This is a genomic window from Rhizobium sp. KNZ2-6A (assembly GCF_056755475.1).
In genome coordinates this window covers 1-16,015 of sequence record NZ_JBNDIC010000055.1, presented here as the reverse complement: position 1 = coordinate 16,015, position 16,015 = coordinate 1, and the positions used below count along the sequence as shown (strand labels likewise).

Below are 16,015 nucleotides of genomic sequence, written 5' to 3'. Positions count from 1 at the left end.
ATGAGTCCTCAACTGATCCATAATTGCAGCCAACAAGCCTGGGGCAGAAGCTACCCGCGAAGACGCGGACCCCTTCGGGAAGGAAAGGAAGTTCGATGGAGGAACAGACAAAACGCGTCCTGTCGGAGGGCGAACTCACCGAATTGGCGACGGCGGCACTTATCGGATTGGGGCTTAACAGGGACGACGCTGCCGACGCATCCCGCGTTCTGGTGCTTGCCGAGATGTTCGGCTTGAGCACGCACGGGGTCGGCCGCATCGAATCCTACGGGGAGCGACTTCAGATCCAGGGCATCAATCCGCGTCCGTCCATCACGTTAGAGACCGTAGGCCCTGCCTTGATTAGGGTCGACGGCTACAATGGCGTGGGTCCGTTGGTTGGAATGCGTGCGCTTGAGGCAGCGATGGAAGCCGCGAGCACGACCGGCGTCGCCTTGGCGCTCGCTAGAGGCAGCAACCATTTCGGTCCGGTTTCCCCCTACAGCTACATCGCCGCCCAGGCAGGGTTTGCAAGCTTGATTGGCAGCAACGCGACCACAACTATTGCGCCTTGGGGCGGACGCCAGGCGCGTCTCGGCAACAGCCCATGCGGCTTCGGCTTTCCCAATCCGGATGGAGATCCGATTATGCTGGACATGGCGATCAGCGTCGCGGCGCGGGCCAAGATCCGGAACGCTGCAAAGGCGGGGCGGTCGATTCCTGATACCTGGGCGACGGACAGATCTGGCAGACCCACGACCGATCCGAACGAGGCATTGAACGGTTTTCTGCTGCCTATTGGCGGTCACAAGGGTTACGGCCTCGCGCTGGTCGTCGACTTGCTCGCCGGGGTGCTTTCGGGCGCCGCGTATCTCACTCACGTAAAATCCTGGGTCGATTCCCCCGAAGAACCTCAGAATCTGGGTCATTATTTCCTTGTGATTGACACGAAGCGGCTTGGAACTGCGCAGTGGCTATCGGGTCGAATGACCGATTTTTCGGAAATACTGCATTCCACGCCGCCCGCCGATCCGGATGCGCCGGTCCTCGTACCCGGTGAAATTGAAAACAGGAATCTCGCCCGTGCTCGGCAGGACGGCGTCAGCCTCGATCAGTCTCTGATAGCAGCGCTTGAGGCCTTCGCCAAGGGTCCTGTCCTACCCTGAACGGAGAAGCATAAAGGCAAGCATTTTCGACACGATTGTGAAATGCCTCGGTAATAAGAGGCGCGGAGGAGGAGCCATCCGTGAACGAAGTATCTGTCCTGCATTCAAGTCATGCCGGCCCGGTTGATGAGGCCGAGCCCGTGAGACGCGCCGCTTTTCGCAAAGTGATCTGGCGGATGCTGCCGGTCCTGACGCTGGGCTATCTCTTCAACTTCCTCGATCGCACCAATATCGCCTTCGCCGCCTTGCAGATGAACCGCGACATTGGCTTGTCGGCGACACAGTTCGGCTGGGGTGCTGGTATCCTGTTCATCGGCTACTGCGGCTTCGAAGTGCCGAGCAACATGCTACTATACCGGTTCGGGGCGAGGATCTGGATTTCCCGGATCATGATCTCGTGGGGGCTTCTGTCCTGTGCGATGTGTCTGGTATCCGGCCCGACGAGCTTCTATGTCATGCGCTTTGCATTGGGAGTCGCCGAAGCGGGCTTCTTCCCCGGGATTGCGTTCTTCCTTTCTGCCTGGTTTCCGGCCGAATATCGGGCCCGCATTCTGTCCTGGTTTTTGGTGGCTATTCCGGTGTCCTCCGTGCTCGGCGGGCCGCTCGGAGGCGCCCTGTTGGGGCTGGACAGTCATTTTGGTCTGGCTGGATGGCAGTGGCTGTTCATCATCGAGGGCGCGCCCGCCGTCCTGATAGGTCTGATCTTGTTGAAGCTGCTTGCCGATCGCCCTCAGGATGCAACATGGCTGACACCCGAGGAAAAGCGCATCGTTATCGACAGCCTCGATAGCGAAAAACGCGACCGTGCGGTCAGCCGGCTCGGGATGGCGCTCCGCGACATCAGGGTATGGCTTTGCACCATCGTCTATCTCGGCTTTACCGTCGGCTCCTACGGCATTCAGATCTGGCTGCCGCAGATCCTGAAGCAGCAGGAGTTCACCAATCTGCAGGTGGGCTGGATTTCGGCACTGCCGTATCTTGTTGCCAGCGTCGGGATGGTCGTGTGGGCACGCTTCGCCGACCGCACGGGCAAAAAGGTCACCAATCTCGCAACCTGCTGCTTCCTTGCCGTCGCAGGCTTTCTGCTCGCCATCGCGACAGATCGCTTCGACCTGTCGCTGCTGGGCCTGGTGATCGCCCTCGTTGGCGTTACCGCTGCCCGGGCGATCTTCTGGTCGATCCCCACGCGGTTCTTGACGGGTGCCGCCGCTGCTGGCGGCATCGCCTTCATCAATACGGTCGGCACCACCGGCGGGTTCTTTGGACCTACCATCGTGGGCTGGCTTAAGGACGCGACCGGCTCCTTCGAGGCTGGGCTGCTCGCCATGGCCGGATTTCTTGCAGTGTCGGCGGTGGTCGCCCTCCTGCTCAAACTCGTCATCCGCGACGAGTGAACCGACCCGCAATCAGGGGAAGAGGAGTATAACATCCATGATCGACCGGAGAACCGTCTTGACAGCTATCGCTGCAACCATCGCGGCTCCCGTCGCGTCTACGGCAGGAACTGCGCGCGAAAGAGCACGGCACCCCGTAGCGCTCTATGCGAATGTCGGTCGAGACCTCACCCGTTACGAGGTCGACCTCGAAGCATTTGCTCTCACCAGACGGGACACGATTACGCTGCCGGACAGCGTACAATATGCCTGGCCGCATCGCTCTGGGCAGTTTCTGTACGTTGCCACCAGCAACACCCCACCGGGCAACGGAGCGGCGGCCGGGAATTCGCATCATCTGGTAGCGCTTAGAATTGAAAAGAGTGGCGCCCTGACACTGCACGGTACTCCTGTGGCTCTTCCTACGCGGCCCATTCACCTGAGCACCGACATTCCGTCGGAGAACATTCTGGTCGCCTTCAACAAGCCGAGCGGCTTTCGTGTCTATCGGGTTAACGGCGACTTCACGGTGGGCGAGGAGATACGCCAGGCCGATCCGATCGACGCAGGTATCTACGCGCACCAAGCGCGCGTCACCCCTGACAACAGCCTGGCCATCCTGGTCACCCGCGGCAACGAAGGCACGCCCACCCACGCCGAGGAGCCTGGGGCGATCAAGGTCTTCAGCTACGAGCGCGGACGATTGAGCAACGAAGTCTCGATTGCTCCGGACGGCGGTCGGAACTTCGGGCCGCGGCACTTGGATTTTCATCCGACGCAGCCCTGGATCTATCTCTCCATCGAGACGCAGAACCAAGTCGGCCTCCTTCGCATGCAGGACGGCAGGGTGGTGCCAGAATTGCTGTTTAGAACCACCACATTGGCCGAGCCCCGCAGGCGGGGCGCGCGCCAGGCCGCTGGCGCGATCCATGTGCATCCAAATGGCAGATTTCTCTACGTGGCGAACCGGGCCGAACAAACTGAAGAGTTCAATGGCACTCAAGTATTCAAGGGTGGTGAAAATGGCATCGCGGCCTACGCGATTGACCAGAAGACGGGCGAGCCCGCCCCCATGCAGCATATCGAGTCGCGCGGGATCCATCCGCGCACGTTCCACATCGACCCGAGCGGCCGGATACTTGTGGCCGAGCACAACCTGCCCGTCACCGTGCGCGACAGCGGCGGCTTAAAGGTTGTTGCGGCTGGGCTGTCGGTGTTCCGCATTGGCAGTGACGGCAAGCTGGAGTTCGTTCGCAAATACGATATCGATGTCGGCAACAGCTCCATGTTCTGGATGGGGATGGTTGGGCTGTGAACGCGGACCGTAGGAGAGATCGCTCGGGTAGACGGTATGCAGATCGCTCTTGCCTCGCAGTCGCTTTCGCGGCGTCAGATCGCCAGCTTCGCCGAGGCGAGTTCCGATGCTGGCTGAGCACCCGGCACACACACCGACCGCCTATTTCTCTTTACCAAAGGCCGCCGCCTGATCGTGGAGAAACTCCATTACTGCTCGCACGCGGGTTGGAAGCAGGTTTTGTTCACGTCGCAGGATGGACATTGGCATTTTGTTTCCGCGCCAGTCCGGCAACACCTCGATGACCGTTCCCGAGGCGAGGACATCGGCCGCCAGCCACCTTGGCCCCCACATAATTCCCACGCCATTCTCCGCGGCCAACAGAGCGGATTCGGCATCGTCGGTAATGAAATGCCAGGTTGACGACCGCGGAAAACTATCGGCGCGGAGCCGCCAGTGCTCGACCAGCCCGGTGCGGGTGTTGCGGAAACCGATCAGGTCATGTGTGGCAAGATCGGATGGCGTTCGAGGCGTCCCAAACCGCTCAATGTAGCCAGGCGACGCGCATACGACCCAATCAAATTCGAACCACGGCAGACGAACGTGGCCAGGCAACCCGTCAAGCCGCCCGCTGCGGATCGCAAGGTCCAGCCCGACTTCTGCAAGGTCGACGATCACATCGCTGGCCCGCAAATCGAGAGCGATGTCGGGATGCTGTTCTTTGAATGCCGGTAGAAGTGGCACGAGGCAGCGGCGAACAAAGGCGGGAGACGCGCCGATCCTGACGTTTCCCGCTGCGGCGCCCTTACTCGCATGCGTCAGGATGGCATCGATATTCGCGGCTCCGTTCAGCACGTCGCGCGCAGGTCCGATCAACTGCTCACCGGCGTCAGTCGGTGAGATCGAGTGGGTTGAGCGATGCAGGAGACGCAGTCCGTAAACGGCCTCCAGCCGCGAAATCGTTTTCGAAACTCCGGAGGTCGTCAGTGCCAGTTGGCGGGCGGCGCCAACGAATGATCCGGCATCGATCACGGCAATGAAGCATCGGAGCTGGGATAGGGACATACCGTCAAGGGGCGTGGACATAATGTCAACACTATCCTGCCGAGCGCCCCGATACCAGTGGCTTCCTCCTAAGCTCATATTGGCGGTGTGAACGAGCGCGCGGTGACAATCGCGATGCTCCCATCGATGCCCCGGGTCCTCATTCGTCAACTTCCAAGAGTTGCCGGTAGTCGACTTGGGCGAAGAACGATGCAACCAGTGTGAGATGATGAAATGAACGCCGATCACGTCGAAGCTTACTTCAAGGCCATGAGTGGCAAGGAAACCACGAAGCTCGCAGAGCACCTGTCTGAGAGCGTCATACTGCAAAGCCCTGTTTTCCCGGATCCTTTCGAAGGGAAGGAGACGGTTGTTGAAATCCTGTCTGGTCTGCTTGCCACAATAGACAGCCTCGACGTCAACCTGACGTTTGCCTCTGGTCGCGACGTCGCCGTGTTCTTCACCATTGAGTGTGACGGGATCACGGTCAAAGGAAACGAACATATTCACCTGGACGAAAACGGTCTGATCGATTTCTTCGAAGTCGCGTGGCGCCCGCTCCCCTCGGCGGTGCTCATTCAGGAAAAACTCGCGAATAAACTGGGCGGGCAGCCAATGCGGCTGGTTCCTGCAACATGACGTGTGCAGGGCGACGCTGAACGCAATCGCCGAGCCGTAGCCGACGCGCTCGGCAACGCCAGCTCACTTCTCTGGGGGGCGAGGCTGGTTCGCGGGCCGGCGCACAGAGATCTGCAGGCGGCCGACAGGAGGAAGACCAGCATCAGGATCGGAGGCACCGTCCTGAACCCGAGATTGTCTTCACGCCCAACAGCTGACGTTCATCGCTCGGCGGTGAGAAAGTCGATGAGACTGAACGGCGCGCGAGGGCCCAGGCAAAGGTCCAGGACTTGATGTGCGCCCGCGGCCGCGACCTCGCTGCGCGAAAACATCGCCGCCTCATAAACGGTGAGCGCCTTCTCGATGTCCCCGGGCCGAGCGGCTATGGCCTCGCCGAGTTCGGCTCCATCAAGCATCGCCAGGTTTGCGCCGTCGCCGGCCGGCGGCGACAGGTGCGCGGCATCACCAAGCAGCGTCACGCCGGCCATGCGATTCCATCGATGGCCGATTGGCAGCGCATTGATCGTTCGCAGGACGGGTGCGGTGTCGCTTTCCGTGATTAACGTGGTGAGCGCTGAGGACCATCCAGCGAATTCGGCGGCGATCCGCGCCTTCACAGTCTCGGCGTCGTTGAAGTCGATATCCGCAAACCAGGACGCAGGTCGCATCAGTTGAACATAGGTGTGGAGTGCGCCTGCCGGCTCCCGGTGCGCGGTAATCCCCTTGCCTGGTTCGAGTGCGAACATTCCGCCGGCCCCGACCGCCGCAGCCGTCGCGGGAAACCGCCGATCAGCGTCATGCAGGTAGGTCTCAACGTAGGAAACGCCGACATAGGCGGGCTCCGCGTCCGACAACAGCGGGCGCACCTTCGACCAGGCGCCATCGGCGCCGACGAGCAGTCCAGTCTCTACAGCCGAGCCATCGGTGAACGTGAGCTCGTGACGACCGGCGCCAAGCGGCCTGGCTCCGGCCAGCTTCCGCCCCCACCGGATCGTCCCGGCAGGCAAGGAGTCGATGAGGATCCGCCGCAGGTCGCCCCGGAGCACCTCCGGACGCCTGCCGTCTCCGGGCTGGTCGAGCAGCACATTGCCGTTTCGGTCGAGCGCACGCGTCGCATCGCCACCGTCGTGAACGATTGCGCGGAACGCGTCCGTCAGGCCGGCGGCCGCGAGTGCGCGTTGACCGTCATGTTCGTGAACGTCGAGCTGGCCGCCTTGAGCGCGGGCATGCGCGGAGGGCTCCGCTTCATAGACCGTGGCAGCGATGCCGTGGACGTAGAGCACGCGGGCGAGGGTCAGGCCGCCCAGGCCTGCACCAACAATGGTAACGGAAGTGGTCATGGCGGCGCCTCGGAATGATTGGAACATTGTTCCACATAGCAGGGATTGGAACGACGTTCCAGGTATGTCATGGTGGATATATGTCCAAACGAGCCCATCAGACCCCGCGGCGTGCGGACGCCCTTTCCAAGGCGCGGATTGTTGAGGCGGCGATCGAGATTCTCGATGCGCGCGGGGAGGCCGCTCTAACATTTCGGCCGCTGGCGACACACTTGGCGACGGGCAGCGGGGCGATCTACTGGCATATCGCCAACAGGAACGAGCTGCTTGCCGCCGCGACGGGAGATGTCCTCGCCCGCGCGCTGGCGAAAGTGGCCGAGGAAGGGGAGCCAAGGGCCGCGATCCGAGCCATCGCGCTCGCGGTGTTCGATGCCATCGACGCTCACCCCTGGGCCGGCGCTCATCTTTCCCGCGAACCATGGCATTCCGGAGTTGGAGAGATCTTCGAGCGCATCGGCGGATGGCTCCAGCCGCTTGGTGTTCCTGAGGATGCACAATTCGACTGCGCCTCAGCGTTGACGAACTACATCCTCGGCGTGGCCGGTCAGAGCGCGGCCAACGCCCGCACGCTTCCGGGCGGAACGGATCGCAAGGCGTGGCTGGAGGCCATAGCCGCGCGCTGGATTCAGGATGATCCTCAATCGCGTCCATTTCTTCGGCGGGTGGCGGCGCAGCTGGGCGAGCATGATGACCGCCAACAGTTCCTCGCGGGGGTCGACTTCATCCTGGCGGGCGCCTGCGTCAAGCGAAACGCTTGAAGCCGGGCGGCGCTCATGCGCCGACAACAACACTCCAGAGCGGGGCTTAGCTTCTTGGCCGACCGCGCCAGTCAGGACGCCGGAAGGGGTTGCTGCCGCGCATAGCGCGCCGGCGGCAGCCCGACATGGCGGGTGAAGGCGACGCTGAAGGCGCTCGCCGAGCCGTAGCCGACGCGTTCGGCGATCTCGGCGATGCCGGCCTCGCTCCGGCGGAGCATGTTCTTGGCCAGGGCCATGCGCCAGTTCAGCAGATAGGCCATGGGCGCCAGGCCGACGGCGCGACTGAAACGCTCGAAGAAAGCCGAACGGGAAAGTGCTGCCTCCTTCGCCAATTGCGCGACCGTCCACGCCTCGGTCGGGCTTTCGTGCATCCGGCGTAGCGTCACCGCGAGACGTTCGTCAGCGAGCCCGCGTACGAGACCAGGCGAGGCGGGTATCGCAGCCGTCGAGCGAAGCGCTTCGATAAGAAGCACTTCAAGCAGGTGAGCGAGGATGACGTCGCGTGCCGGACGGCGGTCGCGGAACTCGTCTCGGACGAGCTGGACGAGGGTGGCGAGACGAGGCTCGCCACGCACATGAACGATCTGCGGAAGCAGCGACACCAGCAGGTTGGCATCGGGGGATCCGAAGCTGCAATGGCCGACGAGCATTCTCAGATCGGCCGGACTGTCCCGATTGCCGATCCGGAATTCGCCAGATGCCACCGCTACCGGCATGCTTTCGGGGGCGTCGGCCGGCAAGGGCGCGATGCTGGACATCGCGACGCCGTAAGCCTGAGGCACCAGGATGAAATCTCCCGAGCGGAGTTCGATCGGCGCGCGTCCGTCGATCACCAGGCGGCAAGCACCCTCCAGAACGACGCAATAGAATGGCTCTCCGGCGTCCGAGCGGCGGATGTGCCAAGGCCCGGCGCCGGTGACGAACTTCGAATAGCGGGCGCTCGGCTGAAGCAGTGTGACGACCTCAGCCAGTGGATCGATCATATCCGGACTTTCGCTAACATTTTCTGGACCTCCGATTATAGAAGGTCCGGCGTCGGCGGTCTATCGTCGTGGCGTTGTTGAACCACCCGCGAGAGTCCCCCATGAAAACCATATTGATCACCGGATGTTCATCCGGTTTCGGCCTCGAGACCGCGAAATACTTCCTGGAGCGCGACTGGAAGGTTGTCGCAACGATGCGCACGCCGCGCGGGGACGTATTGTCCAGCTCCGAGCACCTGCGCGTGCTCGCCCTCGATGTCACCGATGCGCAAAGCATCGGCGAGGCCGTCGAAGCCGCTGGGCCGATCGACGCTCTCGTCAACAATGCCGGCTTTGGCGCGGCCGCGGCGTTCGAGGTCACCCCGAGGGCGACGATCCACGAGGTCTTCGAGACCAACACCTTCGGCACGATGGCGATGACACAGGCGGTGCTGCCGCAGTTCAGGGAACGTCGGGCCGGCGTCGTTGTCAACGTGACTTCATCCGTGACGCTTCGGGCGCTGCCGCTGATCGCTGCCTATACGGCGAGCAAGGCGGCGGTGAACGCGTTCACCGAGTCGATGGCGCTGGAAGTGGGACAGTTCGGCGTGCGCGCGCACCTCGTGATTCCTGGCCGTGCGCCCGAGACTCAGTTCGCCGAGAATGGCAGCTCCCGCATGCAGGGTTTCGACCACGAGGCCTATGCCGAGCTCGTCGGGGGCTTCATGGCCAGGTTCAGCGAATCGGGCCCGGTCACCCATCCGCAGGATGTCGCCGAAGCCGTATGGCGCGCGGTGAACGATCCCTCCAGCCCCGTGCGAATCCCCGCCGGCGCCGACGCGGTCGCCTGGGCCGAGGCGAACTGACCTGAAGCCTGCCAGGTCAGAGACGTCTAAATCTGAACGAGACCGGAGCTTCGGCATGCCAACCAGCGGAGCGAGCCTTTGCTGGATCGCGACGATCTTCTCCAGAGGGCGCCACTGGATGGACATTCTCGCGATCCGGCCGTCGGCATCCACCGTCAAATCATCGACGCCGGTGACCTCCGCGTCGCCGGCGCGGATTCGCAGCATGATGGCGGCGCGGGTCTCTCCGGCGATGACCTCCGTCGCCGGCCAGATTAAGGGACGGAGCCCAATGGAAAGATCGGCGCCACCGTCACCGAGCAAATCGCACTGGCGCTTCAACGAACAGCGGAGGTTCTGCGGCCGGAGGGTCTGGACATGACCGACCTGGTGGAAGTTGTCAGTTATCATCTCGATATCCAGCACAACCTCGAAGCCTCCATGGCGGTGAAGGAGCGCTGCCCCGTAAAGCCGGGTCTTCCCGAAACGGAAAAGGTGCGGAATCACTTGGCAGTCCGCCCTCTCAGCAGGCCGGAATCCGGACTTCATTGCGGATATTCTGATTCTCCCAGGGAAGCCCGCCACCGAATAGCGTCGTGATCCACCGCATAAACGCTTCGGTTCGTGCGGGCGTAAACTTCGCGGACGGACGGACAAGATGGATCCCGCCATCGATCTCGAACTGCCACTCGGGTAGGAGGCGGACCAGCGTCCCCGCAGCGAAGTCGCGGGCCATGGACCACTCGCCGAAGCTGATGATACCGATCCCCTGGCGTGCCGCTTCGATCAGCGTGTCGATGTCGTTCGAGCGGAAGCTGCCGGAAGGCAGGATTGTCTCGCGCAGAGAGCCCTTCCGCATTCGCCACTCCGGCACCAACACAGGCCCGGTATACCGAAGGAGGTTGTGATCCATGAGCGCGCGCGGAGAGGCTGGAATCCCGTGCCGATCGAGATAATCCGGTGATGCGCCGAGAACGATCCGGTGATCGCCGAGCTTGCGTGAAACAAGACGGCTGTCACCCAGCGTGCCAAGACGTATCGCTGCGTCAAATCCTTCACCGATGAGATCGACGTGCCGCTCGGCATAGTCGACCTCGATATCAAGACCTGGATATCGGCGAGCAAAAGCCGGCATCGCGGGGGCCAGCCATTGCCGTCCCATCGCCGCCGGGAAGGCTAAGCGCAACCGACCGCGGAGCTCGATGCCGCCGGCCGCCGCCTCCTGCTCGGCCTCGAGAATGGCAGTGGTCGCACTCTGAATGCGTTCGGCGAGCCGAGCTCCGGCTTGCGTCAGTCGAACCTGGCGCGTCGTCCTTTCGAGCAGACGCACGCCGAGGCGTCGCTCCAGCGCAGCGATACGTTTGGACACGATGGTCGGGTGTCGCCGGAGCACGGAAGCTGCCGCGACGAACGAACCTTCTCGCGCGACAGCCACGAGTGCCGCAAGTTCGTCCGCCCGCGCTTGTTCCAGATGCATGATTACGGGTCGCTTTCAGATTGCCTTACAGAGGCAGGATTGCTGCATTCCTTGCAGCATTATAGTGCGGCAAACCCTAATTTTCCTAGCTCCTCAGTGAGGCTATCGCTGTTTCGACACGGCAGCGACACGGTCGCCGTCCGGACGCGAGACGAAAGAGGAAAAATGCGATGACGACTGTCAATGAATGTTTGGAATGGCGCTATGCGACTAAAAAGTACGACCCGAGCAGGAGCGTCACCCCCGACGCGCTCTTGCGCATTGTTGAGGCCGTGCGGCTAGCACCCACGTCAAGCGGGCTACAGCCCTTCGAGCTAATTGTTATAAGCAACCCCGAAATCCGCGCGAGGATACGGGCCGCGGCCTGGGATCAGGCGCAAATCACCGACTGCTCGCATCTGCTGGTTTTTGCTGCCTGGGACGACATCACGGCTGATCGTGTCAACATGATGTTCGACCTCACCAACGAGATTCGAGGCTTCAAAAACGACGGCTGGGAAGCCTATCGTCAGAAGCTGCTGGGGATCGTTGCCGCCCAGGGAACAGAGACCAATCACCAAGCGGCCGCCCGGCAGGCCTATATCGGCCTCGGCGTCGCCGTCATCGCGGCGGCATTCGAACAGGTGGATTCGACACCCATGGAAGGCTTTGACCCGGCCGCGGTTGATGAGATACTGGACTTGCAATCGAAGGGACTGCGCAGCGTCGTCATGCTATCGATTGGATATCGAGCGCCAGAGGGCGATTGGCTCTTGCATCTGAAGAAGGTCCGACGAAGCCGCGACGACTTTGTCACCGATATAGTGTAATCCAGACATGACGATGCCGGGTCTGATCTTGCCCATGTTGGCTAAGAACTAAGCGTCGCACATCCAACGGCAGGAATGTAAACTATTGCTCTCATTGGTTTGCGCCACGACGGCTATTTCGCAATAGACTAATCCTAGCAACTGTGGGGCTGTGAGTTCGATTCCAGTCAAGGCGGGCATTGCTTCGCAGCAAACAATAACCTATATGTAGGCATGTTCCTACATGGAGGCTGCTATGGCCATTACGAGTTTATCTAGCCGGGAGTTGAACCACGACGTAAGTAGGGCAAAGAAGGCTGCCAATAAAGGGCCTGTCATTATCACAGATCGCGGAAAGCCGTCCCATGTGTTGATGACCTACAGCGAGTTCGAGCGCTTGACCGGCACGCGCCGCAATCTTGTCGACGCTCTTTCAATGCCCGGTTTGTCAGCCATCGAGTTCGATCCACCCCGAGCCGAAATTGCACCTCGCGGAGTCGATCTGTCTTGAAGTATCTGCTGGATACAAACGTCGTCTCCGAGCTGCGTAAAGTCGGCGACGGTAAAGCTGATCCCAATGTGACGAAGTGGATAGGCGCTCAAGATCCCAGTGGCCTATTCATTTCCGCCATTACCATTCTGGAACTTGAACGCGGGATATTAAGCATCCTGCGCCGAGACGCGTCCCAAGGTTTTCGCCTGCGGTCATGGATGGACAGTCGTGTCCGCCCAGAGTTTGCAGAGCGAGTTCTGTCAATTGATGACGCAATAGCAACGCGTTGTGCCCACTTACACATTCCAGATCGCCGCAACGAAGCCGATGCCTTGATAGCGGCGACTGCGCTGGTTCACGGTTTAACTGTGGTCACACGGAATGTTCAAGATTTCGATGGTACCGGTGTGATCGTCGTCGATCCATGGTGCGAATGACCTCCGGCACCTAGAGCACGTCCATTGAACGCGGAATCGGATTGAGGATTGAACTAAGCCGCTGATCGCGGCGACTTGCGGCGGCCTTTGAGGAGAGCGTCCTGACTGAGAGGATGGTTGTGTTGCAACCCACCCTTCAGACAGGAGGCCCCGATGGCTGAGATGAGCCCTCTTCGCCGCCGGATGATTGAGGACATGACGATCCGCAATCTATCTCCGGCGACCCAGCGATCCTATATTAATGCAGTCCAGAAGTTCAGCCGCTATTTCGGCCGATCGCCCGATCGGCTCGGTCCTGCCGAGATCCACACCTTCCAGGTTCACCTCGTGTCAACTGGGATATCGTGGGCATCGTTAAACCAGATCGTGTGTGCTCTTCGATTTTTCTATGGGATCACGCTTGGTCAGGACGATATCCCGGATCGGATCCCCTATGCGCGCGAACCACGCAAGCTCCCCATTGTTCTGTCGGCGGACGAGGTGGCGCAATTTCTGGAGGTGGTCTCCAGCCTGAAGGCGCGCGTTGCGCTGACCACGGCTTATGCCGCAGGTCTTAGGATCGGCGAGGTCTGTGGACTGGAGGTCGAAGATATCGACAGCTCCCGGATGGTGATCCATGTCCGCCATGGCAAAGGTGCAAAAGCCCGGTACGTCATGCTTTCAAACGAACTCCTCGGGGTCCTGCGTCGCTATTGGCGCCTGTCACGTCCCACAGTGTTCCTTTTTCCAGGGCGTGATGCTGACAAGCCGATCGAGCCGACAGTTTTGAATGCTGCCTGTCGGTCGGCGGTTGCCGCGGCCGGCCTTGCAAAGCGCGTCACCGTTCATACGTTGCGGCACTCCTTTGCCACGCACCTGCTGGAGAATGGAACCGATATCCGGATCATCCAGGTCCTGCTCGGTCATGCCCATCTGTCGAGCACGGCACACTACACGCAGGTTTCCACCGACACGATCCGATCGACAGCCAGCCCACTTGATCGTTTGCAACTTGAGGTGACGCCGCCGGAACCGTAATCGGGTGCGTCCCACCTTCGAGGTTGCTGACATCTTTCGGCGACATGGGGGCCCTTACAGGCAAGAGAACGCCGGTCATCTTGGCCGCGGCGAACAACGTGTCATGGGAGCGATAGAAGCTTGCCGGACACCCAGGCTTGGCGGCCATGTCGATGCCTGCGATGACTGCGGCAAGACGCGCATCTCCTATAATTCCTGCCGTAATCGCCACTGCCCGAAGTGTCAGGGGGCTGCTCGCAAGGAGTGGGTCGACGCACGCATCGCCGATCTCTTGCCGGTTCCCTATTTCCATGTGGTCTTTACGCTACCACGTGACGTCGCCGAGATCGCCTTCCAGAACAAGGCGGTTGTCTATGGATTGTTGATGCGGATCTCGGCCGAGACCCTGCAGACCATTGCCGCCAATCCCAAATGGCTGGGCGCAGAGATTGGTGTCACCGCCGTACTCCACACCTGGGGCCAGGCGATGACCCACCATCCGCACGTCCACTGCGTCGTACCGGGTGGAGGTCTCTCACCGGACAGAACAAGGTGGATCAATTGCCGATCGGGCTTTTTTCTACCCGTTCGCGTGCTGTCACGGCTGTTTCGGCGGCTCTTTCTGATTGCTCTGGCGGGAGCCTTCACCCAGGGTGAGCTGCAATTCTTCAACGAACTCACTCATCTCAACGACAGCAACACGTTCACCAGCTATCTTACCCGCACCCGCAGCATCGAATGGGTCGTCTATTCCAAGCCGCCATTCGGCGGACCGGGTCAAGTGCTCGCCTATCTTGGCCGATACACCCATCGCGTTGCTATCGCAAACAGCCGCATCGTTCATGCCGATGGCGACCATGTCGCCTTCCGATGGAAGGATTATCGTGGCAACGGCCGTGACCGTGAGAAGATCATGCGCCTTCATCCGCACGAATTCATGCGGCGCTTTCTCCTGCATGTCCTTCCAGACGGCTTTCACCGCATGCGCCACTTCGGCTTTCTCGCCAACTGCCGCCGGCGTGATCGTATCAGCCTCTGCAGGAGCCTCCTCGGCCAACCAACACCAACAAGCGGGCAATCTCATTCGACCAAATCGCAGCAGGCAAATTCCCACGCATGCCCCGACTGCCGGCGGCCCATGCGTCGAACTGGCGTCACCCTAGCGCCTGTCGCACCACCGCGACCATCATCCTTCCGGTGCGATACATCATGATGCCCGACAATCAGCCTCTCAGAATAGTCCCAGTCGTTCAGCGCGTCTTCGGCGAGCAATATCGCTCGACCGCAGCAAGCTCAAAAGGCTGCGGATCCCTTCCAATATCGCAGCGAAGTCCGCAAAGTCCTCGGCAAACCGCAACGGAAAGCATCATTCCCGGCTCAGTGCCGCCCGCAAAGCAGTCGGGACGAGATACAGCGTCCTTCATCTCCGGCGGGTTGGCTCTCAATTCCCCATAGCAGGTCAAACAACCCGCGTCTTAGTTCAATCCGGCTTACATGAGGTCGCCCGAAGTCGCCGCACCGTCCATGCGACCTCAAATAACCCTCCAGATTCCGTTCTTGGCTGTTTTGTGATTCAAGATGCTGGCTGGAGAGGAGGCCGGGCAGAATGGCGCGACCTTTTTCGGATGATCTTCGCAGCCGTGTTTTGGCGGCGTCTCGTGATGGCATGTCGGCACGCGCAGCGGCCGCCCGGTTCAGAATTGGAATCTCAACGGCCATCGCTTGGATAGCCAGCGCACGGCAAGGCCAGATGACGCCTGCTAAATAGGGACGACGTGGCGGTTCTCGTCTGGATGCTCATGGCGACTTTATCGTTGGCATGATCAAAGAAGAAAAGGACATCACACTGAACGAAATGGTTCTGCGGCTGGCCGAAGAGAAGGCCGTTTCCATCGGCCGCAGCGCCCTCGATGTATGGCTGCGCAAGCGCGGATGGACTTTCAAAAAAGACCGCACATGCATTGGAGCAGGAACGTCCCGACCTGTTGAGGCGTCGTCGCGACTGGTTCGACGGTCAGCTCGATCTCGATCCTGTCCGACTTGTGTTCATCGATGATGGTTACGGCAAGTGCTACAGGGGTATTTTAACTACCATGCGGTGCCTGACAATCTGCGACGATTGGGAGGGTTCCGCTGGGAAGTTGGTCGAGCTTGGCGACACGCCTTGATGCGCCGAAGCCAGCGACACCGCTTGTCTTGGGATCGTTTCCAAAGGCTCGTCCGCAAATACCTGCCACCGTGCCGGCTGATGCATCCGCATCCTGATGCTCGGGTTACCGTCACGACAGCCGATAAGAGCCGTATGCGGTAGTGCCGCACGTACGGAACTGAGCGGGGGCGATGGGTAACTATCGTCCCTACCGGGACCGTTCGAAGAAGTTTTCGATGATGAAGCGCAAGGGGCCGACGGTGGCCGTGCAGCCGATTTCCTCTTCGATCTCGCGG

General features: G+C 60.9%; 15 protein-coding genes and 1 pseudogene. 12 read left to right on the top strand and 4 right to left on the bottom strand.

Annotated features, from left to right (window positions below; genetic code table 11):
- Positions 1 to 95: 95 nt before the first annotated feature.
- The 3 genes from ACPYOP_RS27625 to ACPYOP_RS27615 all read left to right on the top strand — a co-directional run bounded on the left by ACPYOP_RS27625 (position 96) and on the right by ACPYOP_RS27615 (position 3,833).
- A complete protein-coding gene (locus ACPYOP_RS27625) occupies positions 96 to 1,145 on the top strand; it encodes an Ldh family oxidoreductase (RefSeq protein WP_481413452.1) in 1,050 nt (349 codons plus the stop codon).
- Between the two features lie 80 nt (positions 1,146 to 1,225).
- Positions 1,226 to 2,539, top strand: coding sequence for an MFS transporter (locus ACPYOP_RS27620; RefSeq protein WP_481413451.1), 1,314 nt, complete (start codon positions 1,226 to 1,228; stop codon positions 2,537 to 2,539).
- Positions 2,540 to 2,576: 37 nt separating this feature from the next.
- On the top strand, positions 2,577 to 3,833 hold the full coding sequence (locus ACPYOP_RS27615) for a lactonase family protein (protein WP_481413450.1): 1,257 nt from the start codon (positions 2,577 to 2,579) through the stop codon (positions 3,831 to 3,833).
- Between the two features lie 141 nt (positions 3,834 to 3,974).
- On the opposite strand, the gene ACPYOP_RS27610 is transcribed toward ACPYOP_RS27615, so the two are convergent.
- Positions 3,975 to 4,898: a LysR family transcriptional regulator gene (locus tag ACPYOP_RS27610; RefSeq protein ID WP_481413449.1), complete on the bottom strand. Its 924-nt coding sequence runs from the start codon at positions 4,896 to 4,898 to the stop codon at positions 3,975 to 3,977.
- Positions 4,899 to 5,090: 192 nt separating this feature from the next.
- Between ACPYOP_RS27610 and ACPYOP_RS27605 the strand changes: the two genes are divergently transcribed.
- The gene (locus tag ACPYOP_RS27605; RefSeq protein ID WP_481413448.1) at positions 5,091 to 5,495 is read left to right on the top strand and encodes a nuclear transport factor 2 family protein; all 405 of its coding nucleotides are present in this window, start codon (positions 5,091 to 5,093) and stop codon (positions 5,493 to 5,495) included.
- Positions 5,496 to 5,695: 200 nt separating this feature from the next.
- Here the strand turns inward: ACPYOP_RS27605 and ACPYOP_RS27600 are convergent, their stop codons facing one another.
- The gene (locus ACPYOP_RS27600) at positions 5,696 to 6,814 is read right to left on the bottom strand and encodes an FAD-dependent oxidoreductase (RefSeq protein WP_481413447.1); all 1,119 of its coding nucleotides are present in this window, start codon (positions 6,812 to 6,814) and stop codon (positions 5,696 to 5,698) included.
- A gap of 80 nt (positions 6,815 to 6,894) precedes the next feature.
- Here ACPYOP_RS27600 and ACPYOP_RS27595 point away from each other — a divergent pair, with 80 nt between their 5' ends.
- A complete protein-coding gene (locus ACPYOP_RS27595; protein ID WP_481413446.1) occupies positions 6,895 to 7,572 on the top strand; it encodes a TetR/AcrR family transcriptional regulator in 678 nt (225 codons plus the stop codon).
- Between the two features lie 71 nt (positions 7,573 to 7,643).
- Here the strand turns inward: ACPYOP_RS27595 and ACPYOP_RS27590 are convergent, their stop codons facing one another.
- Entirely contained in the window at positions 7,644 to 8,555 is a 912-nt protein-coding gene (locus tag ACPYOP_RS27590; protein WP_481413445.1) for an AraC family transcriptional regulator, read from the bottom strand.
- A 101-nt stretch (positions 8,556 to 8,656) separates the two neighbouring features.
- On the opposite strand from ACPYOP_RS27590, the gene ACPYOP_RS27585 reads away from it, so the two are divergent.
- Positions 8,657 to 9,400: an SDR family NAD(P)-dependent oxidoreductase gene (locus ACPYOP_RS27585; protein WP_481413444.1), complete on the top strand. Its 744-nt coding sequence runs from the start codon at positions 8,657 to 8,659 to the stop codon at positions 9,398 to 9,400.
- A gap of 502 nt (positions 9,401 to 9,902) precedes the next feature.
- Here the strand turns inward: ACPYOP_RS27585 and ACPYOP_RS27580 are convergent.
- Positions 9,903 to 10,856 (bottom strand): LysR family transcriptional regulator, encoded by a 954-nt coding sequence (locus ACPYOP_RS27580; protein WP_481413443.1) that lies wholly within the window; start codon positions 10,854 to 10,856, stop codon positions 9,903 to 9,905.
- Between the two features lie 170 nt (positions 10,857 to 11,026).
- On the opposite strand from ACPYOP_RS27580, the gene ACPYOP_RS27575 reads away from it, so the two are divergent.
- The 6 genes and pseudogenes from ACPYOP_RS27575 to ACPYOP_RS27550 all read left to right on the top strand — a co-directional run.
- Complete coding sequence (locus ACPYOP_RS27575; protein ID WP_481413442.1) at positions 11,027 to 11,665, top strand: NAD(P)H-dependent oxidoreductase; 639 nt, start codon at positions 11,027 to 11,029, stop codon at positions 11,663 to 11,665.
- Positions 11,666 to 11,900: 235 nt separating this feature from the next.
- Positions 11,901 to 12,155 carry a type II toxin-antitoxin system Phd/YefM family antitoxin gene (locus ACPYOP_RS27570; protein ID WP_481413441.1) on the top strand — a complete coding sequence of 85 codons (255 nt, stop codon included), beginning with the start codon at positions 11,901 to 11,903 and terminating at the stop codon, positions 12,153 to 12,155.
- Positions 12,152 to 12,574, top strand: a complete 423-nt coding sequence (locus ACPYOP_RS27565) for a PIN domain-containing protein (RefSeq protein WP_481413440.1) — start codon at positions 12,152 to 12,154, stop codon at positions 12,572 to 12,574. Before ACPYOP_RS27570 ends, ACPYOP_RS27565 begins: the two co-directional genes overlap by 4 nt.
- A gap of 153 nt (positions 12,575 to 12,727) precedes the next feature.
- Complete coding sequence (locus ACPYOP_RS27560) at positions 12,728 to 13,591, top strand: tyrosine-type recombinase/integrase (RefSeq protein WP_481413439.1); 864 nt, start codon at positions 12,728 to 12,730, stop codon at positions 13,589 to 13,591.
- Positions 13,592 to 13,595: 4 nt separating this feature from the next.
- A complete protein-coding gene (locus ACPYOP_RS27555; protein ID WP_481413438.1) occupies positions 13,596 to 14,783 on the top strand; it encodes an IS91 family transposase in 1,188 nt (395 codons plus the stop codon).
- A 393-nt stretch (positions 14,784 to 15,176) separates the two neighbouring features.
- Positions 15,177 to 15,627: pseudogene (locus ACPYOP_RS27550) on the top strand (transposase); the annotation flags it as partial.
- Positions 15,628 to 16,015: the final 388 nt, after the last annotated feature.